Annotated in this window: 18 protein-coding genes and 1 pseudogene; 2 read left to right on the top strand and 17 right to left on the bottom strand. The window is 56.2% G+C overall.

What is annotated here, in order from left to right; translation table 11 throughout:
• Nucleotides 1-136 precede the first annotated feature (136 nt).
• Nucleotides 137-1,879 carry a gamma-glutamyltransferase gene (gene ggt / locus ACH1XZ_RS19780; protein ID WP_395596913.1) on the bottom strand — a complete coding sequence of 581 codons (1,743 nt, stop codon included), beginning with the start codon at nucleotides 1,877-1,879 and terminating at the stop codon, nucleotides 137-139.
• Between the two features lie 122 nt (nucleotides 1,880-2,001).
• On the opposite strand from ggt, the pseudogene ACH1XZ_RS19775 reads away from it, so the two are divergent.
• Nucleotides 2,002-2,310 (top strand): annotated as a pseudogene (locus tag ACH1XZ_RS19775) (DUF2756 family protein); the annotation flags it as partial.
• 8 nt (nucleotides 2,311-2,318) lie between these two features.
• Here ACH1XZ_RS19775 and ugpQ read toward each other — a convergent pair.
• The 10 genes from ugpQ to livK form a co-directional block, all read right to left on the bottom strand.
• Nucleotides 2,319-3,059 carry a glycerophosphodiester phosphodiesterase gene (gene ugpQ, locus ACH1XZ_RS19770; protein WP_395596848.1) on the bottom strand — a complete coding sequence of 247 codons (741 nt, stop codon included), beginning with the start codon at nucleotides 3,057-3,059 and terminating at the stop codon, nucleotides 2,319-2,321.
• Nucleotides 3,056-4,126 (bottom strand): sn-glycerol-3-phosphate import ATP-binding protein UgpC, encoded by a 1,071-nt coding sequence (locus ACH1XZ_RS19765; protein WP_123650888.1) that lies wholly within the window; start codon nucleotides 4,124-4,126, stop codon nucleotides 3,056-3,058. The genes ugpQ and ACH1XZ_RS19765 overlap by 4 nt, the downstream gene beginning before the upstream one ends.
• Before the next feature lie 2 nt (nucleotides 4,127-4,128).
• A complete protein-coding gene (ugpE, locus tag ACH1XZ_RS19760; protein ID WP_123650889.1) occupies nucleotides 4,129-4,974 on the bottom strand; it encodes a sn-glycerol-3-phosphate ABC transporter permease UgpE in 846 nt (281 codons plus the stop codon).
• A complete protein-coding gene (gene ugpA / locus ACH1XZ_RS19755) occupies nucleotides 4,971-5,858 on the bottom strand; it encodes a sn-glycerol-3-phosphate ABC transporter permease UgpA (RefSeq protein WP_395596847.1) in 888 nt (295 codons plus the stop codon). Before ugpA ends, ugpE begins: the two co-directional genes overlap by 4 nt.
• Before the next feature lie 151 nt (nucleotides 5,859-6,009).
• On the bottom strand, nucleotides 6,010-7,326 hold the full coding sequence (gene ugpB / locus ACH1XZ_RS19750; RefSeq protein ID WP_220440226.1) for a sn-glycerol-3-phosphate ABC transporter substrate-binding protein UgpB: 1,317 nt from the start codon (nucleotides 7,324-7,326) through the stop codon (nucleotides 6,010-6,012).
• A 286-nt stretch (nucleotides 7,327-7,612) separates the two neighbouring features.
• Nucleotides 7,613-8,326: a high-affinity branched-chain amino acid ABC transporter ATP-binding protein LivF gene (gene livF / locus ACH1XZ_RS19745; protein ID WP_081918523.1), complete on the bottom strand. Its 714-nt coding sequence runs from the start codon at nucleotides 8,324-8,326 to the stop codon at nucleotides 7,613-7,615.
• A gap of 1 nt (nucleotide 8,327) precedes the next feature.
• A complete protein-coding gene (gene livG, locus ACH1XZ_RS19740) occupies nucleotides 8,328-9,095 on the bottom strand; it encodes a high-affinity branched-chain amino acid ABC transporter ATP-binding protein LivG (RefSeq protein WP_395596846.1) in 768 nt (255 codons plus the stop codon).
• Entirely contained in the window at nucleotides 9,092-10,372 is a 1,281-nt protein-coding gene (livM, locus tag ACH1XZ_RS19735) for a branched chain amino acid ABC transporter permease LivM (RefSeq protein WP_395596845.1), read from the bottom strand. The genes livG and livM overlap by 4 nt, the downstream gene beginning before the upstream one ends.
• On the bottom strand, nucleotides 10,369-11,295 hold the full coding sequence (livH, locus tag ACH1XZ_RS19730; protein WP_035892178.1) for a high-affinity branched-chain amino acid ABC transporter permease LivH: 927 nt from the start codon (nucleotides 11,293-11,295) through the stop codon (nucleotides 10,369-10,371). Before livH ends, livM begins: the two co-directional genes overlap by 4 nt.
• 54 nt (nucleotides 11,296-11,349) lie before the next feature.
• Nucleotides 11,350-12,459, bottom strand: coding sequence for a high-affinity branched-chain amino acid ABC transporter substrate-binding protein LivK (livK, locus tag ACH1XZ_RS19725; RefSeq protein ID WP_395596844.1), 1,110 nt, complete (start codon nucleotides 12,457-12,459; stop codon nucleotides 11,350-11,352).
• Nucleotides 12,460-12,903: 444 nt separating this feature from the next.
• Here livK and panM point away from each other — a divergent pair, with 444 nt between their 5' ends.
• On the top strand, nucleotides 12,904-13,287 hold the full coding sequence (gene panM / locus ACH1XZ_RS19720; protein ID WP_395596843.1) for an aspartate 1-decarboxylase autocleavage activator PanM: 384 nt from the start codon (nucleotides 12,904-12,906) through the stop codon (nucleotides 13,285-13,287).
• Between the two features lie 143 nt (nucleotides 13,288-13,430).
• Here panM and livJ read toward each other — a convergent pair whose 3' ends face one another.
• The 6 genes from livJ to ftsY all read right to left on the bottom strand — a co-directional run bounded on the left by livJ (nucleotide 13,431) and on the right by ftsY (nucleotide 20,774).
• Nucleotides 13,431-14,534: a branched chain amino acid ABC transporter substrate-binding protein LivJ gene (gene livJ, locus ACH1XZ_RS19715; RefSeq protein WP_115073690.1), complete on the bottom strand. Its 1,104-nt coding sequence runs from the start codon at nucleotides 14,532-14,534 to the stop codon at nucleotides 13,431-13,433.
• Between the two features lie 325 nt (nucleotides 14,535-14,859).
• Nucleotides 14,860-16,125: a 4-aminobutyrate--2-oxoglutarate transaminase gene (locus ACH1XZ_RS19710; RefSeq protein ID WP_395596842.1), complete on the bottom strand. Its 1,266-nt coding sequence runs from the start codon at nucleotides 16,123-16,125 to the stop codon at nucleotides 14,860-14,862.
• 266 nt (nucleotides 16,126-16,391) lie between these two features.
• Nucleotides 16,392-17,246 carry an RNA polymerase sigma factor RpoH gene (gene rpoH / locus ACH1XZ_RS19705; RefSeq protein ID WP_395596841.1) on the bottom strand — a complete coding sequence of 285 codons (855 nt, stop codon included), beginning with the start codon at nucleotides 17,244-17,246 and terminating at the stop codon, nucleotides 16,392-16,394.
• Between the two features lie 257 nt (nucleotides 17,247-17,503).
• Entirely contained in the window at nucleotides 17,504-18,562 is a 1,059-nt protein-coding gene (gene ftsX / locus ACH1XZ_RS19700) for a permease-like cell division protein FtsX (protein WP_395596840.1), read from the bottom strand.
• Entirely contained in the window at nucleotides 18,555-19,223 is a 669-nt protein-coding gene (gene ftsE, locus ACH1XZ_RS19695; protein WP_395596839.1) for a cell division ATP-binding protein FtsE, read from the bottom strand. Before ftsE ends, ftsX begins: the two co-directional genes overlap by 8 nt.
• A 3-nt stretch (nucleotides 19,224-19,226) precedes the next feature.
• Nucleotides 19,227-20,774, bottom strand: coding sequence for a signal recognition particle-docking protein FtsY (gene ftsY, locus ACH1XZ_RS19690; protein ID WP_395596838.1), 1,548 nt, complete (start codon nucleotides 20,772-20,774; stop codon nucleotides 19,227-19,229).
• Nucleotides 20,775-20,828: the final 54 nt, after the last annotated feature.

The raw sequence follows: 20,828 nt of genomic DNA, 5'->3' as shown, positions 1-20,828 counted from the left end.
CTCGTCAAAATAAAGGGGTTAATTATTGCTTATCAGAAAATAAGAGAACAAAGAATTAGATAAAACAAATAATAATGTTCTTAATATTTAAGTGGTGAATATGGCCCAATAATAAACTATTGGGCCATTATTGATATTAATACCCCGCCGTCAAATCATCCGGCGAACGCGGGTCCGACGCCCCATACAGCGTGCCATCCGGATCTACCATAATGCTCTGCGTGCTGCCCATCGCCTCTTTCACCGCCACCTTCTGTCCCTTCGCTTCCAGCAGCTTCAGCGTATCTGGGCTAAACCCTTTCTCTACCCGCAGCTCGTCCGGCAGCCACTGGTGGTGGAAGCGCGGCGCGTTGGTGGCTTCCGCCACGTTCATACCGAAGTCGATGGAGTTGACCACCATTTGTAGCACTGTAGTAATAATCCGGCTGCCGCCCGGGCTGCCGGTGACCAGCCAGGTTTTACCATCTTTCACCACAATGGTTGGCGACATCGACGACAGCGGGCGTTTCTTCGGCCCGACCGCGTTGGCATCGCCGCCCACCAGTCCGTAGACATTTGGCACGCCCGGCTTGGCGGAGAAGTCATCCATCTCGTTATTCATCAGAATGCCGGTATTGCCCGCCACGATGCCGGTACCAAAGGTGGTGTTGAGGGTGTAGGTCACCGCCACCGCGTTACCGTCTTTATCCACCACCGAGAAATGCGTGGTCTGGTTACTTTCATACGGTGCCAGTTTGCCCGGTTTAATCTGGCTGGACGGCTTGGCCTTGTTGATATCAATCTGGTCGGCAATCGATTTGGCGTAGGCTTTATTGGTCAGCGCCTGCCACGGCACCTTCACGAAGTCCGGGTCGCCGAGGTATTCAGAGCGGTCGGCGTAGGCGTGCTTTTCGGCTTCGGCCATCAGCTGCATTGCGTCGGCGCTGCCGAAGCCGTATTTATGCAGGTCGAAGTTTTCAAGAATATTGAGGATCTGCACAATATGAATTCCGCCGGAAGACGGCGGCGGCATTGAAAAGACTTCGTAGCCGCGGTACTCGCCGCTAATCGGCGTACGCTCAACCGCCTTATAGTTTGCCAGATCCGCTTTGCTCATCAGGCCGCCGTTTTTATGCATCTCTTCGGCAATCTGGTCGGCAATCGCCCCTTTGTAGAAGGCATCCGGCCCATTTTCAGCGATCCGTTCCAGGCTTTTCGCTAGATTCGTCTGCACCAGCTTGTCGCCTTTTTTCAGCGGCTCACCGTCTTTCCAGAAAATGGCTTTGCTGTTGGCGTGATTCGGCAGCACTTCGCTACCGTAGGTTTTGAGATCGTCAGCCAGCGCGTCGTTAACCACAAAGCCGTCTCTGGCGAGCTTAATCGCCGGGTGAATCACTTTATTGAGCGGCATCGTGCCGTACTTCTCCAGCGCCAGCGAGAAGCCCGCTACCGTGCCCGGCGTACCGGATGCCAGGTGCGAGGTCAGCGACTTTTTACTGTTTGGGTTGCCCTGATCGTCGAGGAACATGTCGCGAGTCGCCTGCTCAGGCGCCATCTCACGGAAATCAATCGCCGTGGTTTTACCGTCTTTGGTACGCAGCATCATAAACCCGCCGCCACCGATATTCCCCGCCTGCGGGTGCGTGACCGCCAGCGCGTAGCCCACGGCCACCGCCGCATCCACGGCGTTACCGCCCTCGCGCAGGATCTCAACGCCCACGCGCGTGGCTGCCGCATCAACAGAGGCCACCATGCCATGCTGGGCACGAACGGGATGGAAGACATCTTCCTCAACGCCGTAAGAAACCGGCGGCGGTGGAGGCGCAGAAATCGCGCTAAAACAGCTTCCTGACAGCAGAGCAGCAAGGGCTACCCGGCGTAAAAACGTCGGTATTATTATCATCATCATTCTCCAGAGAGTGCAGTAAGGTCCCCACTAAGCCTGGTTCATAATGCTGAAATAATCCTCGTTACGGCGGGAAAGGAGTAAACTTAAGAAATCCCCTACAAGGAGGAAAGACGATGAAACGATTACTGATTCTGGCGGCGTTGCTGCCGTTCACCGCGCTGGCCGCGCCGCTGAACGTCGACAACAACCCGAATAAGCCGGGCTATGAGATCCCAAGCCAGCAGCGGATGCAGAGCCGTATGCTCAACCAACAGCAGCAGCAAAAAGGCATGCTGAACCAGCAGCGCCAGGTGCAGACGCAGCAGCAACAGCAGCATCTGCAAAACCAGCTCAAAACCAACCAGCAGCGCGTGCAGCAGTCGCAGCCGGGCATGTTAAATCAGCAACAGCAGCCGCTGCCCAATAGCAACGGCGGCATGCTGAAGCCGTATTAAGGCTGGAAATCAGGGCCGATAATATCAATCGCATCGGTACAGATGCAGTCAACACCCCAGCGCAGCAGTTCGGCGGCGCGCTGGGGGTTATTCACGGTATAGACCAGAATCCGCAGCCCCGCTTCACGCAGCGCCTCTACCCGCGCTTCATCCAGCAGACGATGGTTGAGGTGAATCGAGACGCAGCCCAGACGCGTCGTCAGCTCACGCCAGTCCTCCCGCCACTCATCCAGCAGTAATCCGCGCGGCAGTTCCGGCACAGCTTGCTGGGCGGCTTCCAGCGCATCAATTTCAAACGACGACAACAGCGGTGGGGTCATGTCGGCCCACAGTTCTCGGGCAGCCAGCGCCACGGCTTTGCCGGTCAGCGGCCCGCTGCCTGTGGTCGGTTTAATTTCGATATTCGCCATCATGCCGTGCTGACGGCAGCGTTCCGCCACCTGCGACAGCAGCGGCAGCGGCTCGTCCTTAAAGCTGCTGTTAAACCAGCTTCCGGCATCCACGCGCAGCAGATCCTGCCAGCTCAGTTCACCCGCGATCCCCCAGCCGTTGCTGGTGCGTTCAAGGTTGTCGTCATGTAGCAGGAAAATCTGCCCGTCCTTCGACAGCTTGGCATCAAACTCAATCATGGTATGACCGTAGCGTGCGCCAACGTCAATCGCCGCCAGGGTGTTTTCCGGGGCTAACTTACCGCCGCCACGGTGGGCGACGATGTGGGGGTAAGGCCAATTGCTCATACGCGTAATCCTGTCTCACCTTCAAAGAGGTGCAAATGATCGTCCGGCAGATGCAGCCACAGCGTGGTGCCCGCGGGTGGACGCTGCTGGTGCGGCAAGCGCACCACCATTTTCTGTTCACCAAAGCGGCCGTGGGCTAGGTTATCAGCGCCCAGAATTTCGAGCGTATCCATCACCAGCGGCACGCCGCCTTCGGCCTGCGAGCTTAGCGCAATATGTTCCGGGCGGATACCCAGCGTCATGCGGCGACCAGCATATTCACGTTGAGAAGCGGGCAGCGGCAACTGCATGCCGTTTTCCAGCACGAAGCGCGAGCCGGACTCATCAATCTGACCGTCCAGCAGGTTCATCGCCGGACTGCCGATAAAGCTCGCCACAAAGCGGCTGGCCGGCTTCTCATACACTTCCACCGGCGTACCAATCTGCTCGGCAATGCCTTTGTTCATCACCATCACCCGCTGGGCGAGGGTCATCGCTTCGACCTGATCGTGGGTGACGTAGAGAGAAGTGGTTTTCAGACGACGATGCAGCTGTTGCAGCTCAAGTCGCATCTGCACGCGCAGCTTGGCGTCGAGGTTGGAGAGCGGTTCATCGAACAGGAATACCGCCGGGTCGCGCACAATCGCACGCCCCATCGCCACGCGCTGGCGCTGGCCGCCAGAGAGCTCGCGCGGGCGGCGCTTCAGCAGGCCATCCAGCTCAAGAATACGTGCCGCTTCCTGCACTTTTTCGGCAATGTGCGCTTTGCCCATGCCACGAATTTTCAGCCCCCATGCCATGTTCTCTTCCACGCTCATGTGCGGATAGAGCGCATAGTTCTGGAACACCATCGCAATGCCACGATCCTTCGGCTCCATTTCGGTCACGCGCTTGCGGTCAATCCAGATGTCACCGCTGGTCACGCGCTCAAGCCCCGCCACCATGCGCAGCAGCGTCGATTTTCCGCAGCCCGATGGGCCGACCATCACAATAAATTCCCCGTCTGCCACATCCAGCGTCAGCGGTTGAATGACCTGGGTTTTACCGTCCCAGCTTTTGGTTACTGCCTGTAGTTTTAAACCAGCCATTTTTATTTCTCACTGTCCACTAAACCACGCACAAAGGCACGCTGCATGGCTAAAACGATAACAACGGGGGGAATAAGGGTGAGCAGCATCGCCGCCATCACCTGGTTCCACTGCGTGGTGCCTTCGCCGGTAGCGATCATCCCTTTGATGCCCGCCACGGCAGTGCCGAGGTTCACGTCGGTAATAATCAGCAACGGCCAGAGATACTGGTTCCAGCCGTAGATAAAGGTGATGACGAACAGCGCCGCGAGGTTGGTTTTCGACAGCGGCAGCACGATGTCGCGGAAAAAGCGCATCGGCGAAGCGCCGTCGATACGCGCCGCTTCAATCAACTCGTCCGGCAGGGTCATAAAGAACTGGCGGAACAGGAAGGTGGCGGTCGCCGACGCCATTAACGGCAGCGTCAAACCGGCATAGCTGTCGAGCATCTTCAGGTTGGCAATGACCTCAACCGTCGGGAAGATACGCACTTCCACCGGCAGCATCAGGGTGATAAAGATCATCCAGAAGAACAGGTTACGCAGCGGAAAGCGGAACCAGACGATGGCGAAGGCGGAAAGCATCGACACCGCGATTTTGCCGACGGTAATGGCAAAGGCCATGATGAAGCTGTTGAGCATCATCAGCCAGAACGGCGCGCTATTGGCCCCGACGCCGTTGACCCAAATCGCCTTCATGTTCTCGAACAGATGGCCGCCGGGAATCAGCGTCATCGGCGTTTCAAACACCGCTTTGTTGTCCAGCGTCGCCGCCGTAAAGGCGACGTACAGCGGAAACAGGATCACAATAATCCCGAGGATCAGCATGGTGTGGCTGAATATCGTCAGCCCGCGACGGTTCTCAATCATTGGTAGCGCACCTTACTTTCCACGTAGCGGAACTGCACCACGGTCAGGATGATGACGAGGAACATCAGCACCACCGACTGTGCCGCAGAGGCCGAGAGATCCAGCCCGGCAAACCCTTCGCGGTAAATCTTATAAATCAGCGTGGTGGTGGCCTGTACCGGGCCGCCCGCCGTCGCGGCGTCGATCACCGGGAAGGTGTCGAAGAAGGCGTACACCAGATTGACCACCAGCAGGAAGAAGCTCACCGGCGCAATCAGCGGCAGCGCCAGCTTGAAGAAGCGGCGAATCGGCCCTGCGCCGTCGATGGCGGCAGCCTCGACCAGCGAGCGCGGAATAGATTGCAGCGCGGCGAAGAAGAACAGGAAGTTGTAGCTTATCTGCTTCCAGACCGAAGCGAAGACCACCAGGAACATGGCCTGACCGCTGTTCTGCGCGTGGTTCCAGTCATAGCCGAACTCGCCGAGGAAATGGGTAATCAGCCCGCGTCCGGGGTTAAACAGGAAGATCCACAGTACGGCGGCAACGGCGGGAGCGACGGCATAAGGCAGCAGCATCAGCGTCTGGTAAAGACGGCTGCCGCGCACCACGTAGTCCACCAGGGCGGCGAAGAACAGCGAGACCAGCAGGCCGCTTATCGTTACCAGGCCGCTGAACTTGATCGTCGTCCAGAAGGCGTCGAGGTAGTAGCTGTCGTGGAACAGCGTGACGAAGTTGTCCAGGCCAACGAACTGGCTGGAGAGGCCAAACGGGTCAACGCTTTGCAGTGAATACCACAGCGCTTCGCCAGCGGGCCAGATAAAGAAGATAACGGTGATAATCAGCTGCGGAGCGACCAATGCGTAAGGCAGCCAGCGCGATTTAAACACCGGACGGGATGATGACATAGTTAAACTCTGCGTTGGTTTCCCCTCACCCCGGCCCTCTCCCCAAAGGGGCGAGGGAGAAAATACCGCTCGGTGCACTCAATACCAGACGGTGCCGAACAGTCCCCTCTCCCCTATGGGGAGAGGGTTAGGATGAGGGGTTAGTCAATGATTAAGACTTGGTCGATTGCTCGAAGCGACGCAGCAGCTGATTCCCGCGCTCTACCGCAGAATCCAGCGCCTGCTGAGGCGTTTTCTTACCGGTCCAGACGCTTTCCAGTTCTTCATCCACGATGGTACGAATCTGCGGCATGTTGCCCAGACGCAGCCCTTTGGTGAACGGCAACGGTGGCTTGTTCAGCATCTGACGGGTGGCGATGTCGGCACCTGGGTTCTTGTCATAGAAACCCTGCTGACGCGTCAGGTCGTACGCGGCGGTAGTAATTGGCAGGTAGCCGGTTTTCTGATGCCATTCCGCTGCAATTTCAGGCTTCGCCAGGAACTCGAGGAATTTCGCGACGCCGGTGTAGGTTTCTTTGTCTTTACCCTGCATCACCCACAGGCTCGCCCCGCCGATAATGGCGTTCTGCGGCGCGCCCTTCACGTCGGCATCGTAAGGCATCATGCCCACGCCGTAGTTGAATTTGGCGTACTGACGAATGTCCGCCAGCGAGCCAGAAGAGGCGGTGGTAATGGCGCAGTCACCGTTGTAGAACTTCTCGGTAGACTCGTCTTTACGGCCGAAGTAGCTGAAGTCACCCTTCTTGTTCAATTCTTCCAGCAGCGCGATGTGTTTCACCTGCTCTGGCTTGTTGAACTCCAGTACCGCATCGGTGCCGTCGAAACCGTTGTTTTTGGTCGCAACCGGCAGACCGTGCCAGGCGCTGAAGTTTTCAATCTGGATCCAGCCCTGCCAGCCACTGGCGTAGCCGCACTTCATACCGGCTGCTTTCAGCTTCGCGGTGTAGGCCGCCAGATCCTGCCAGGTTTTCGGCGGTTGGTTCGGGTCTAAACCGGCTTTCTTGAAGGCGTCTTTGTTGTAGTACAGCACCGGGGTGGAGCTGTTAAACGGCTGGGACAGCAGGTGCCCGGTTTTGGAGTCGGTGTAGTAACCGGAAACGGTCGGCACAAACTGAGATTCATCGAACTTGATACCAGCATCGTCAAACACCTGGTATACCGGCTTAATCGCTTTTGACGCCATCATGGTGGCAGTGCCGACTTCATACACCTGCAAAATTGCCGGGGCGTTGCCGGTACGGAACGCGGCGATACCGGCGCTCAGGCTCTGCTCATAGTTGCCTTTGTACACCGGCTGGATTTTGTAATCCGGGTTGGCGGCGTTGAAGCGCTGCGCCAGAGAGTCAACTTCTTTACCCAGCTCACCTTCCATGGAATGCCAGAATGGAATAGTGGTCACCGCCATAGCCTGACCTGCGAATGCCAGACTCATTGCCAATCCTAAAGCTGTATGTCGTAACGATATCATCGGTTATCTCTCTTTTTGTGCCGGGATGCGCGATATCACGCGTTTTATGTTCGCGGGGGTAACATGACATGCTCGAATGACAGAAAAATAACTTTTTTATTACAAAAAAAAGATAGTAAGGCGACAAAGGGATGGCAAGGCGGTGACGGTTCTAAGAAGGGAAAGTGGGAGCTGTGACACGTATAGAGAAACGCCGGATGGCGATGCTGGCGCATCTTATCCGGCCTACAGGTAAGGGTAGGCCGGATAAGGCGTTTACGCCGCCATCCGGCATTGTTGCTGCGAATTAACCGCCGAGGTACGCGCTGCGCACCGCTTCGTTCGCCAGCAGCGCATCACCAGTGTCTTCCAGCACCACGTGGCCGTTTTCCAGCACATAGCCGCGGTCGGCGAGCTTCAGCGCCTGGTTGGCGTTCTGCTCGACGAGGAAGATGGTCATGCCCTGCTTACGCAGTTGCTCGATGGTGTCGAAAATCTGCTGGATGATAATCGGGGCCAGCCCCAGAGAAGGCTCATCAAGCAGCAGCAGGCGCGGCTGGCTCATCAGCGCGCGGCCAATCGCCAGCATCTGTTGTTCACCGCCGGACATGGTACCCGCACGCTGGATACGACGCTCAAGCAGACGTGGGAACAGGTCATACACCCACTTGATACGCTCCTGGAACTGATCGCGGTCGGCAAAGAAGCCGCCCATCGCCAGGTTTTCTTCCACCGTCATGCGCGAGAAGACGCGGCGCCCTTCCGGCACGATCGCTACCGCTTCACGCATGATTTTCGCCGTTTGCCAGTCGGTAATGTCTTTATCATCAAAGACAATGCGTCCGCTGGTGGCGCGCGGGTCGCCACATAAGGTGCCGAGCAGCGTGGTTTTTCCCGCGCCGTTCGCGCCAATCAGGGTAACAATTTCGCCCTGATTGATATGCAGGCTGACGTCGTGCAGCGCCTGAATCTTGCCGTAGTGGGCGCTGACTTTATCAAACGATAACATCACTTTATCCATTTTATGCCTCACCCAGATAGGCGCGGATCACGTCCGGGTTATTGCGGATCTCTTCCGGCGTACCGTTCGCCAGCGGCGTACCCTGATTCACCACGTAGATGCGGTCGGAAATGCCCATCACCAGCTTCATATCGTGCTCAATCAGCAGGATAGTGGTGTTGTGATGGTTACGCAGCTCAGCAATCAGTTCATCCAGCTCTTTGGTTTCTTTCGGGTTAAGGCCCGCCGCCGGTTCGTCGAGCATCAGAATTTCCGGCTGCGTCACCATGCAGCGGGCAATCTCCAGACGACGCTGGTCACCGTAGGCCAGGTTACTGGCCTGACGGTTGGCGTGCTCTAACAGGCCGATACGCTCAAGCCAGGTGGCGGCGCGGTCCAGCGCTTCGCTTTGCGCGCGACGGAACGACGGGGTTTTCAGCAGGCCGGAGAAGACGCCGGTCTTCAGTTGCTGATGCTGCGCCACCAGCAGGTTTTCAATCACCGTCATTTCGCGGAACAGACGCACGTGCTGGAAGGTACGCACCACGCCCATGCGGGCAATCTGCTGACCCGGCAGCCCTTCCAGGTGCTGGTCGCGCAGCATAATGGTGCCGCCGGTCGGCTTGTAGAAGCCGGTCAGGCAGTTAAAGACCGTGGTTTTCCCCGCGCCGTTCGGGCCAATCAGGGAGACGATTTCCTGAGGATGCAGCTCCAGCGCCACGTTGTTGACCGCCAGCAAGCCGCCAAAACGCATCATCAGGCCGTTAACGGATAATAATGGCTGACTCATGCCTGCTCTCCTTCTTTCGCTTTCCCGCTTTTCAGCTTGAGCTGCGGACGGGTCATCGGCAGAAGCCCCTGCGGACGCCAGATCATCATCAGAACCATCAAACCACCCAGCATCAGCATGCTGTATTCGTTGAAGTCACGCATCAGTTCGCGCGACACCACCAGCAGGACGGCAGCAAGAATAACCGCAAACTGCGAGCCCATCCCGCCCAGTACCACAATCGCCAGCACGAAGGCCGACTCGGCAAAGGTGAAGGATTCCGGGCTAACAAAGCCCTGGCGCGCGGCAAACAGCGTACCGGCAAAACCGGCAAACGCGGCGCTGATGGTAAAGGCGGTCAGCTTGATGCGCGTTGGGCTCAGGCCCAGCGAGCGACAGGCGATTTCATCTTCACGCAGCGCTTCCCACGCACGCCCCAGCGGCATACGCAGCAGACGGTTGATAACAAACAGGCTCAGCACCACCAGCAGCAGCGCCACCAGATAAAGGAAGATAACGCGGTCAGACGGGTCGTACTTAACGTTAAAGAAGTTGCTGAAGGTATCCCAGCCGCCTTCACGGGCGCTGCGGCTGAACTCCAGGCCGAAGAAGGTCGGTTTCGGGATCTGGCTGATACCGTTCGGGCCGCCGGTAATCTCGGTATTGTTCAGCAGCAGGATACGGACAATTTCGCCGAAGCCTAAGGTTACAATCGCCAGATAGTCACCGCGCAGGCGCAGTACCGGGAAGCCGAGCAGGAAGCCTGCTGCCGCCGAGACCAGACCCGCAATGGGCAGACAGGTCCAGAAGCCGAGACCGTAGTAGTGGTTCAGCAGCGCGAAGGTGTAAGCGCCGATGGCATAAAAACCGCCGTAGCCCAGCACCAGCAGGCCGGAAAGCCCCACCACCACGTTCAGGCCGAGGCCAAGGATGATGTAAATCATGGTCAGCGTGGCGATATCGACCGTGCCGCGCGAGACCATAAACGGCCACGCCACGGCAATAACCAGCAGCGCCACCAGGAACAGCTTCTGCTTAACCGTCGAGCCATCAATCGCGGGCAGAATAAACTTCGGCCCGGAGACGCTTTTCAGCCCCTTCTGGAACAGCGGTCGCAGCAGCTGGAAGAAAAAGACCACCGCGGTGCCGATAAAGATCCACTGCCAGCGGATATCCGCCGCGCTGCCCACCACCAGCTTGGTGCCGTCGAGCTGTAACTGAACGCCCATAAAGACGCCAGCCAGGACAAAGAACATCGCCGCCGACAGCAGCGCCATCGCAAATTGCATCGGTTTCATACTTTCTCTACCTCCGGGCGGCCCAGGATACCGGTCGGCATCACCAGCAGCACCACAATCAGCAGCGCGAACGACACAACGTCTTTATATTCGGTACTGAGATAAGCAGAGGAGAGCGCTTCGGCGATACCGAGGATAAGCCCGCCAATCATCGCCCCTGGAATACTGCCGATACCGCCGAGAACCGCGGCGGTAAAGGCTTTCATCCCGGCCATAAAGCCAATGTACGGGTTGATAACACCGTAGAACTGACCCAGCAGCACGCCCGCCACCGCCGCCATCGCCGCGCCGATGACAAACGTCAGCGCAATCACGCGGTCGGTGTTAATGCCGAGCAGGCTCGCCATTTTGAGGTCTTCCGCGCAGGCGCGACAGGCGCGGCCCATGCGGGAGTAGCGGATAAACAGCGTCAGCGCCAGCATGGCCACGAAGGTCACAATCCAGATAACCAACTGCATGGTGGTGATAGACGCGGAGAAGTTTTCGCTGCTGCCGACAATCCACTGACCGTTAAACAGGCTCGGCAACGCGATATCGCGCGAACCTTCGGTCAGGCTGACGTAGTTCTGCAGGAAGATGGACATCCCGATGGCGGAGATCAGCGCAATCAGGCGTTTGGAGCTACGCACCGGGCGGTAGGCCACCCGTTCGATGCTCCAACCGTAGGCGCTGGCAATCACAATCGCCCCGATGAAGCCGGCTGCGACCAGCAGCCAGCCGGTATCGATGCCCATCATCATCAGCGCGGCGATGATCATAAAGGAGACATAACTACCGATCATGTAAACCTCGCCGTGGGCGAAGTTGATCATGCCGATAATCCCGTACACCATGGTGTAACCGATGGCGATCAGTGCATAGGTGCTTCCCAGCGTTACGCCGTTAAACATCTGCTGCACAAAGTAGAGAACCTGCTCTGACATATATTAGCCTTTTGCTACCCCTGCGAATCTACGCCCGCCAGGGGGAAATGAAGGTTACTTCACCGCGGTGGATGAGCCGTCGGCATGCCACTGGAAGACCCCGAACTCAAATCCTTTCAGATCGCCTTTGTCATCCCAGGAGAGCGGCCCAATCACGGTTTTCGCACCGTTTGCTTTCAAGTCTTTAATCAGCGCTTGCGGGTCATCGCTACCGGTACGCTCCATGGCGGTCGCCAGAGACTGTACGGCGGCGTAGGTGATCCAGACGTATGGCCCGGTTGGATCTTTCTTCTGCGCTTTCAGGGCATCGACGATAGCGCTATTTGTCGGATCCTGGTCATAGCGTTTTGGCATGGTCACCAGCATGCCTTCCGCCGCGTTACCCGCGATGTTCGACAGCGAAGCGTTGCCCACGCCTTCCGGCCCCATAAACTGGGTTTTCAGGCCGACAGCGCGCGCCTGGCGCAGCATCTGCCCCATTTCCGGGTAGTAGCCGCCGTAGTAAACGAAGTCGATGTTCTCTTTTTGCAGACGGGCAATCAGCGCGGAGAAGTCTTTTTCACCGGCAGTAATGCCGTCGAAGAAGACGATATTGGCTTTGCCCGCCTTCAGACCTTCTTGCACGGAACGCGCCAGACCTTCACCGTACTGCTGCTTGTCGTGAATGATGGCGATGCGCTGCGGCTTCACTTTATTCAGGATGTAGTTCGCGGCGGTTGGGCCCTGAGAGGAGTCCAGACCGGCGGTACGCATGATGTAGTGGTAGCCACGCTGGGTCAGCTCTGGGTTGGTCGCGCCCGGAGAGATCATCAGAATGCCTTCATCTTCATAGATGTCAGAAGCTGGCTGCGTGGAGGAAGAGCAGAGATGGCCAATCACATATTTGATGCCGTCGTTAACGATTTTGTTGGCGACCGCCACCGCTTGTTTCGGGTCACAGGCGTCGTCGTACTCCACGCCCACCAGTTTGTCGCCCTTGATGCCACCTTTGGCGTTGATGTCTTTAATAGCCTGACGCGCACCGTTGAACTCCATGTCGCCCCATTGGGCGACTGGGCCAGACATGGCGCCGACAACGGCAACCTTAATATCATCAGCCATCGCCGCGTGTGACATAGCCAGCGCGATCATCCCTGCGATTACTGTTTTTGTATTCCTTTTCATACTTCGGGATCCCCATTCGTGATGTCGTGTTTACACGTCGTGGCGTGTATATATTTTGTTGTTTGATGGTTAAAAAGCACTCTGTACTTTTAATATACAACGCTACTTTTGCCATTATCTTTAATGAGTTAGCGCAGCTTTTTGGCGAAATACAGACTAAATTCTCTATTTTTCAGTCTATTAAGAAAAGATAATATTCTGATTTTTGCCATAGATAAACAAAAAAAAGCCCGCACAGCAGCATAAAATAACGACACAATAAGCCGAATAAAATGCTAGTTTTCAGGTTAAAGTTCTGACTATTTTTCGATCCATGATGTTTCAGACTGTCTGCATAGATAACGAAAAATTAATCCCCTACTGAACAAGCCAAAAAAGAGAACGCTTCCGGCAGAATAAATTGAGTACACTGACCACCATTTTCGAGATTTGAGCAAACTGCCCATGAAGCTGACCATCATTCGTTTAGAAACCCTGAGCGACCAGGACCACATCTGCCTCGGTAAAATCTGGCCTGCGCAGTCCCCCGACGAGCAGCGCCTTGATGAGACTCACCGCCTGTACGCCGCCCGTTTTAACGATCGACTGCTAGCAGCGGTAGAAGTCACGCTAGGCAATAGCCAGGGCGTGCTTAACGGTTTGTGCGTACGCGAAGTGACCCGCCGTCGCGGCGTGGGACAGTATCTGGTTGAAGAAGTGATGCGCGATAACCCACAGATCGGCCGCTGGACGTTGAGCAAAGCTGGCGTGGAAGAGAGCCTGGAAATGGCCGCATTTGCCAAAGCGCTAGGCTTTACGATGCATGCAGAGGGCTGGGTTCGAGGGTAGAGCTTGCCCCGGCGCCAGCTAACGCCTCGACCGGGGCTACATCTCGTGTAGGCCTGATAAGCGCAGCGCCATCAGGCAACGCTGCACACATTGCCGGATGGCGGCATACGCCTTATCCGGCCTACATTTAGCGCAATAACCGCTTACTTCGCGTCGGTCGCCGTACCGTTAGCGTGCCAGTTAAAGATGCCGAATTCGAAGCCTTTCAGGTCACCTTTTTCATCCCACGACAGCGGACCCATAACGGTATCCACGGTGTTGGCTTTCAGGTATTTGGCAATCTCAGCCGGATCGTCAGAGTGGTTCAGACCCGCCTGCAGGGACTGCAGTGCTGCATAGGTAGTCCATACGAACGCACCGCTTGGATCCTGTTTCTTCGCCTTGATAGCATCTACGATAGGTTTGTTCGCTGGAACCTGGTCGTAGTTCTTAGGTTTCGTCACCAGCAGACCTTCCGCAGAATCGCCCGCGATGTTAGACAGCGACACGTTCGCTACGCCTTCCGGCCCCATGAACTGGGTTTTCAGGCCAGCAGCACGAGCCTGACGCAGGATCTGGCCCATTTCAGGGTGGTAGCCGCCGAAGTAAACGAAGTCGATGTTCTCTTTCTTCAGACGCGCAACCAGCGTGGAGAAGTCTTTCTCACCGGCGGTAATCCCGTCGAAGAAGACCACGTTCGCGCCGCCTTTCTTCAGGCCATCCTGTACCGCACGCGCCAGACCTTCACCGTACTGCTGCTTATCATGAACAACGGCAATACGCTGTGGCTTCACTTTCTCGAGAATGTATTTCGCCGCGGTTGGGCCCTGGTCGGAGTCCAGGCCGGTGGTACGCAGAATCAGCTTGTAGCCACGCGCGGTCAGTTCCGGCGCAGTTGCTGCTGGGGTGATCATCAGAATGCCTTCGTCTTCATAGATATCAGACGCAGGCTGCGTAGAGGAGGAGCAGAGGTGACCAATGACGTATTTAATCCCGTCATTCACCACTTTGTTCGCCACTGCAACCGCTTGTTTCGGGTCACAGGCATCATCGTATTTTACGATTTCCAGCTTATTGCCTTTGATACCACCCTTGGCGTTAATGTCGGCAACCGCCTGAGTCGCACCGCTGAACTCCTGGTCACCGTATTGCGCAACCGGGCCGGACATCGCACCAACGACAGCAACTTTAATATTTTCTGCTAATGCCATATTACTGAATGCCAGCGCAATACATCCTGCCAGTAACGCTTTACCCTTCATTTTCATCCTGAGGTTCCCCATTGTTATGGTTGTTGCATTTGTTGTGATGTTGTTATTTAGCGCATTATTCTTATATCACTCGCATGGTAAGTATAAGATATTAATATTAAGGGATACTGCCTGTGCTTTTGCAGCATACTCTGCTAAAACATACCCCATTTTTATGGATTTGAAACGTTAATTTTGACGGATTTGTAACGCAAAAATGACAAAAAAAAGCCACTCATCGGAGTGGCTTGGGCATTGGGTGTGCTCCCGGCGGCGCTTCGCTTGGCCGGGCTACGATGTCCTGTAGCCGGCCAAGCGAAGCGCCGCCGGGAAGAGTTCAGGTCTATTCAGTTAACGCCCGACGAATCACCTCCAGCGCCTGCTGGAACTGCTTCTCAGGGATGGTGAGCGGGTACAGGAAGCGAATGACGTTGCCATACACCCCGCAGCTCAGCAGCAGTACGCCTTCAGCCAGCGCGCGTTCCTGGACTAATTTGGTAAACTCCGGCGAGGGTTCGCGCGTCTGCGGATCGACAAACTCCACCGCGACCATCGACCCTACGCCGCGCACGTCTGCAATCGCCGGGCAGCTCTCACGCGCTTTGTTCAGCACTTCAATCAGATGCTGACCCAGATGATTGGCACGAGTACAGAGCGCCTCTTCTTCAATGACATCCAGCACCGCATGCGCAGCCGCAATCGCCAGCGGGTTACCCGCATAGGTTCCCCCCAGGCCGCCAGGGGCCGGTGCATCCATCACCTCAGCACGCCCCACGACGCCAGAGAGCGGGAAGCCCCCCGCCAGGCTCTTCGCCATGGTGATAAGGTCAGGTTTCACGCTGTAATGCTCCATCGCGAACAGCTTGCCGGTACGGGCAAATCCGGTCTGCACTTCGTCGGCAATCAGCAGAATACCGTGGGTATCGCAAAGCTGGCGCAGCCCCTGCATAAAATCAGGCGGCGCGACGTTGAAACCACCCTCCCCCTGTACGGGTTCGAGGATAATTGCCGCCACTTGATCCGGTGCGATATCAGCTTTGAAAATATGGTTCAGGCTTTTGAGCGCCATATCGGTCGTGACGCCGTGCGCCGCATTCGGATAAAGAGCGTGATAGACCGAGCCGGGGAACGGGCCGAAGCCGATTTTGTACGGCGCAACTTTACCGGTCAGCGCCATCGTCATAAAGGTGCGGCCGTGGAAGCCGCCGCCGAAGGTAATCAGTCCCGGACGTTTAGTATAAGCGCGAGCTATCTTCACCGCATTTTCGACCGCTTCAGCCCCGGTGCTGAAAAATGCCGTCTTGGCATTCCCGGTAATCGGCGCCACGCTATTAATACGTTCTGCTAATGATACGTAGCTTTCATAGGGAACAATCTGGTAAGCGGTATGGGTGAAGGCCTTAAGCTGACTCTCAACGGCGGCAATCACCTGTGGATGACGATGCCCAGTGTTCAGCACCGCAATGCCGGCGGCAAAATCGATGTACTCATTCCCTTCAATATCCCACAGCGTGGCGTTCTCTGCGCGTTCTGCGTAGAAACCGCACATCACGCCCACGCCGCGCGGCGTGGCCTGTAAACGCCGATGATTCAGTGACTCGTTACTCACGGTAAACCCCCTGCCGTTGAAAGACGGAAAAATACGTAGCGCCTATTCAGTTTTTGCCATCGGCTGAATTAACGCCAGCGACAAACAACAAATAAGCAGAGGAAAGCGTGATGACGGAGGGATTATCAGAGGGACGAACTTGTAGGCCCGATAAGCGTAGCGCCATCGGGCGGACCAACGCAGATTGCCGGATGCGCCTTATCCGGCCTACAAAACAAAAACCCCCGAATTCACATTCGAGGGTTCATTGGGTACGACGCCAAAAATCAGGCTTCGATAGCCGCGCGCAGTTTTTTCATCGCGTTCTTTTCAAGCTGACGTACACGCTCGGCGGATACGCCGTAACGGTCGGCCAGTTCCTGCAGCGTGGACTTGTTGTCTTCGTCCAGCCAGCGGGCGCGAATGATGTCCTGGCTACGTTCGTCCAGGCCCTGCATTGCGTCGGTCAGCTTATTCGCTGCCTGCTCTTCCCAGTTGTCGTCTTCAATGCCATCGGCAAAGTTGGACGATTTATCCTGAAGATAGAGCACCGGAGCAACCGCGTGGCTTTCAGAGTCATCGTCTGAGGACATATCAAACGCCATGTCCTGCGCCGCCATACGGGATTCCATCTCGCGAACGTCTTTGCTGGAAACACCCAGCTCGCGGGCAACCATTTCCACTTCGTCCTGATTGAACCAGCCCAGACGCTGCTTGGTTTTACGCAGGTTGAAGAACAGCTTACGCTGTGCTTTGGTGGTCGCCACTTTCACGATACGCCAGTTACGCAGCACGTATTCGTGAATTTCCGCTTTGATCCAATGCACCGCAAAGGACACCAGACGGACACCCACTTCTGGGTTGAAACGACGTACGGCTTTCATCAGGCCAATGTTGCCTTCCTGAATCAAGTCCGCCTGCGGCAGGCCATAGCCCGAGTAATTACGAGCAATATGAACAACAAAGCGCAGGTGAGACAGGATCAGCGTTTTAGCTGCTTCCAGATCGCCCTGGTAATGCAGCCGTTCAGCAAGCGCCTTTTCTTCATCAGCCGTCAACATCGGCCATGTGTTCGCAGCCCGGATATAAGATTCCAGGTTACCGACAGGGGCTAACGCTAAATTTTGCATTTCTTTGGTCATTCAAATCCTCTCAATTCACTTCATACTGGCGGTGGCTTGTCCCCGAAGGCAACAAACATGCCAGGCTCTATGAGCAACGAGAATATCATCCGCTCTTTTATCAGACAGTGAGTTTATCCACAAGTTCAATGCAACAGTGTGAATAAATTACGCACAAATTGTGACACGCGATAGGCCGCGAGGGCAGAAAGATGGGGTTTACAACACATCCCCTGCGGACGGAAGTCGTCGCAGGGGAAGAGTATAACAGAACTTTTTTAATCGGGAGTAAAGTGGCGTAAATGTTGTACCGTGGCAAGCCAGGCTGCCACCCAGCCAATCATCGAGCACACCAGCAGCAGCAGCAGGCACTCGTCAAATGACAGGCCGCTCAGCTCAAACTGAGTACCGAATACGCGGGCCACTTCGGTGACCGCCGACGACAGTCGCATCACCAGAATTTCCGACAGGATCAGCGACAAAAACGCGCCGGAGAAACCGAGCAGCGCACCGCCGTAGAGGAACGGACGCAGGATAAACCCATCGGTCGCACCAATCAGCTTTTGCACGTTGATGGTATCACGGCGTGCGAAGATGCTCAGACGCACGCTGTTACCGATGACGAGGAAGACCGCCGCCACCATCAGCACGCCGATCATCGCCGACACGCGGCCTACCAGCCCGGTAATCGAGGCCAGACGCGCAAACCAGCTATCGTCCATGCGCACTTCGTTGACGCCCTGAATCTGCGCCACGCGGTCACGCAGCGTATTCAGCGCATCCGTGGTCTGGAAATCGATTTTCGGAATAACCACCGCCACTGCGGGCAGCGGGTTTTCTTCCAGCATATCCAGCGCGCCGCCAAAGCCCGACCAGTTGCGGAACTCGCCCAGCGCTTCGTCACGGGAAAGGTAGTTCACCTTATCCACGCCCTGCTCGGCCTGTAGCTGACCGACCACTTTCGCCGCCGCATCGTCATCCAGCGTTTTTTCCAGATAAACGGTGATCTGCGGGGACGGATAGTACTGCGAAGCCGCCGTATTCACGTTCTTGTAGACCATGTAACAGACGCTCGGCAGCGTCAAGGAGATGGCGATAACCATCACCGTCAGGAACGTTGCCAGCGGTTTGCTTTTCAGATCCTGCAGCGCGCCCTGCCAGGCATAGCGCACCTGCTCATTGAACACGTTGGTTTTACGCGAGTTCGGTTTTGGCGCCGGTTTGTTGCGCTTCGGCGCATTGCGTCCGCCGTCACCCGCCGGGGTGACCGATTTACGCAAGCGGTCGAGCCGCCCGCCAAACTGGCGAATTTGGTTGATTGCGTCGCGCTTATTCACTCGTCAGGCCTCCATGCAAGTGACCTTCACTCAGCGTCAGCATGCGGTAAGAACGGCTGGAAATCAGCCCGATGTCGTGCGTCGCCATCAGCACCGTCACCCCAACGCGGTTAAACTCTTCAAACAGTCGCAAGATGCCTTCCGACAGCGCGTTATCCAGGTTACCCGTCGGTTCATCCGCCAGCAGTACCGCAGGCTTATTCACCACTGCACGGGCAATGCCCACACGCTGTTGTTCACCGCCGGAGAGCTGAATCGGGAAGTTCTTCGCCTTATCGAGCAGCCCGACTTTGTCCAACGCAGCCGAGACGCGACGACGAATATCGTCCGCGCTGGCGCCCGCGATGATCAGTGGGATCGCCACGTTATCAAACACGGTTCTGTCCATCAGCAGATGGTGATCCTGGAAAATCATGCCGATCTGGCGACGTAAGAACGGCACTTCTCGGTTCTTCAGACGGCTGATGTCATGCCCGCCGAAGTAAATTTTCCCCGCGCTCGGCCGTTCAATCCCACAGATAAGCTTCAGCAGGGTACTTTTACCTGCGCCGGAATGGCCGGTCAGGAATGCCATCTCGCCCGGCTGCAGGTGGAAGGTGACCCCCTGCAGCGCTTGTCTCCCGCCGAGATAGGCTTTGCTGACGTGTTCAAAGCGAATCATTCATTAATCCTCTCGGGCAAAAAGTGCCTCAATAAAATCGCCCGCTTTAAACGGACGTAAGTCCTCTATGCGTTCACCGACGCCGATGTAACGAATCGGAATACCAAACTGGTCCGCCACGGAGAATATCACCCCGCCTTTCGCCGTACCGTCGAGTTTAGTCAACGTGATACCGGTCAGGCCAACGGCCTCATGGAACAGTTTGGCCTGGCTGATAGCGTTCTGCCCGGTGCTGGCGTCGATAGTCAGCATGACTTCATGCGGCGCGTCGACATCGAGCTTTTTCATCACGCGGACAATTTTCTTCAGCTCTTCCATCAGGTGCGATTTGTTCTGCAAGCGCCCTGCGGTATCGGCAATCAGTACGTCAACGTTACGCGCTTTCGCCGCCTGGATGGCATCGAAAATGACCGATGCGGAATCCGCGCCGGTATGCTGCGCGATAACCGGAATGTTGTTGCGCTGACCCCAAACCTGCAACTGCTCAACCGCGGCCGCACGGAAGGTATCGCCCGCCGCCAGCATCACCGTTTTGCCCTGCTGCTCGAACTGACGCGCCAGCTTGCCGATGGTGGTGGTTTTGCCCACGCCGTTTACACCGACCATCAAAATAACGAATGGCGTTTTGCCTTCAATATTAAGCGGCTCATCCACTTTTGCGAGAATTTCACCCATTTCGTCTTTTAACAGACCGTACAGCGCTTCAGCGTCGCGCAGCTGTTTACGGCTGGCGGTTTCGGTCAGGTTATTGATGATTTTACGGGTGGTTTCTACGCCAACGTCGGCAATCAGCAACTGCTCTTCCAGCTCTTCAAACAGATCGTCGTCGATTTTCTTGCCGCGGAACAGACTGATAAATCCGGAACCGAGATTTTCTTTGGTTTTTAACAGGCTGCGTTTCAGGCGCGCGAAGAAACCTTCTTTGGTCGGTTTTTCCTGCTCCTGCTGCACATCGTCCGCGGATTCTTCAACGGCCGCCTCTTCTTCAACCACTTCATTTTCCGACTCAGCGGCCAGCGCCTGCGCTTCCAGTTCTTCGTCGGTTAACTCGTCTACGGCCTCAGGTTCAATCTCTTGAACCACTTCTGGCTGCGCTTCAACAACCGGCTCAACGGTTTCAACCACTTCTGGCTGTACTTCGACAACCGGCTCAACGGTTTCAACCACTTCTGGCTGTACTTCGACAACCGGCTCAACGGTTTCAACCACTTCTGGCTGTACTTCGGCAACCGGCTCAACGACTTCTGGCTGAATTTCTTCAACCGCTTCGGTCTGTGCGATTTCGCGTTCAGCAACCTGTTCAGTGACTTCAACCACTTCCTCGGCAAACGCTTCGCTTTCCGCGATGGTGTGTGGTTCAGTGGTTTCTTCAGCAGGTGCTTGCGCTTCTTCGACGCGCGGCGTCCCTTCTGCGACCGTTTCAGGCTCAGCAGTCGGTGTTTCAGCTACCGGCTGCTCTTCAATTTTTTCTTCTGATTCAACAACCTGATCCTGTTCTTTCTGCCCAAAGCCCAGCCAGGAAAAAAAGCCACGTTTTTTTTCTTTTGCCATTTGCAACCACACTCCCCGCTGTTTTTGATGGCGCCACTTCGCCATAATCGACGC

This window comes from Kluyvera chengduensis (assembly GCF_044197065.1).
Taxonomy (GTDB): domain Bacteria; phylum Pseudomonadota; class Gammaproteobacteria; order Enterobacterales; family Enterobacteriaceae; genus Kluyvera; species Kluyvera ascorbata_C.
Note: the sequence above shows the minus strand (reverse complement) of the source record. Positions and strands in the feature narration are given on the sequence as shown.

Bases quoted from the DNA above. Each gene is read 5' to 3' on its own strand.
- rpoH (WP_395596841.1), bottom strand. From the start codon at position 17,246: ATGACCAAAGAAATGCAAAATTTAGCGTTAGCCCCTGTCGGTAACCTG.
- livH (WP_035892178.1), bottom strand. From the start codon at position 11,295: ATGTCAGAGCAGGTTCTCTACTTTGTGCAGCAGATGTTTAACGGCGTA.
- ftsE (WP_395596839.1), bottom strand. From the start codon at position 19,223: ATGATTCGCTTTGAACACGTCAGCAAAGCCTATCTCGGCGGGAGACAA.
- livF (WP_081918523.1), bottom strand. From the start codon at position 8,326: ATGGATAAAGTGATGTTATCGTTTGATAAAGTCAGCGCCCACTACGGC.
- panM (WP_395596843.1), top strand. From the start codon at position 12,904: ATGAAGCTGACCATCATTCGTTTAGAAACCCTGAGCGACCAGGACCAC.
- livJ (WP_115073690.1), bottom strand. From the start codon at position 14,534: ATGAAAATGAAGGGTAAAGCGTTACTGGCAGGATGTATTGCGCTGGCA.
- ACH1XZ_RS19765 (WP_123650888.1), bottom strand. From the start codon at position 4,126: ATGGCTGGTTTAAAACTACAGGCAGTAACCAAAAGCTGGGACGGTAAA.
- ftsY (WP_395596838.1), bottom strand. From the start codon at position 20,774: ATGGCAAAAGAAAAAAAACGTGGCTTTTTTTCCTGGCTGGGCTTTGGG.
- ugpB (WP_220440226.1), bottom strand. From the start codon at position 7,326: ATGATATCGTTACGACATACAGCTTTAGGATTGGCAATGAGTCTGGCA.
- livM (WP_395596845.1), bottom strand. From the start codon at position 10,372: ATGAAACCGATGCAATTTGCGATGGCGCTGCTGTCGGCGGCGATGTTC.
- ugpA (WP_395596847.1), bottom strand. From the start codon at position 5,858: ATGTCATCATCCCGTCCGGTGTTTAAATCGCGCTGGCTGCCTTACGCA.
- ugpQ (WP_395596848.1), bottom strand. From the start codon at position 3,059: ATGAGCAATTGGCCTTACCCCCACATCGTCGCCCACCGTGGCGGCGGT.
- livG (WP_395596846.1), bottom strand. From the start codon at position 9,095: ATGAGTCAGCCATTATTATCCGTTAACGGCCTGATGATGCGTTTTGGC.
- ugpE (WP_123650889.1), bottom strand. From the start codon at position 4,974: ATGATTGAGAACCGTCGCGGGCTGACGATATTCAGCCACACCATGCTG.
- livK (WP_395596844.1), bottom strand. From the start codon at position 12,459: ATGAAAAGGAATACAAAAACAGTAATCGCAGGGATGATCGCGCTGGCT.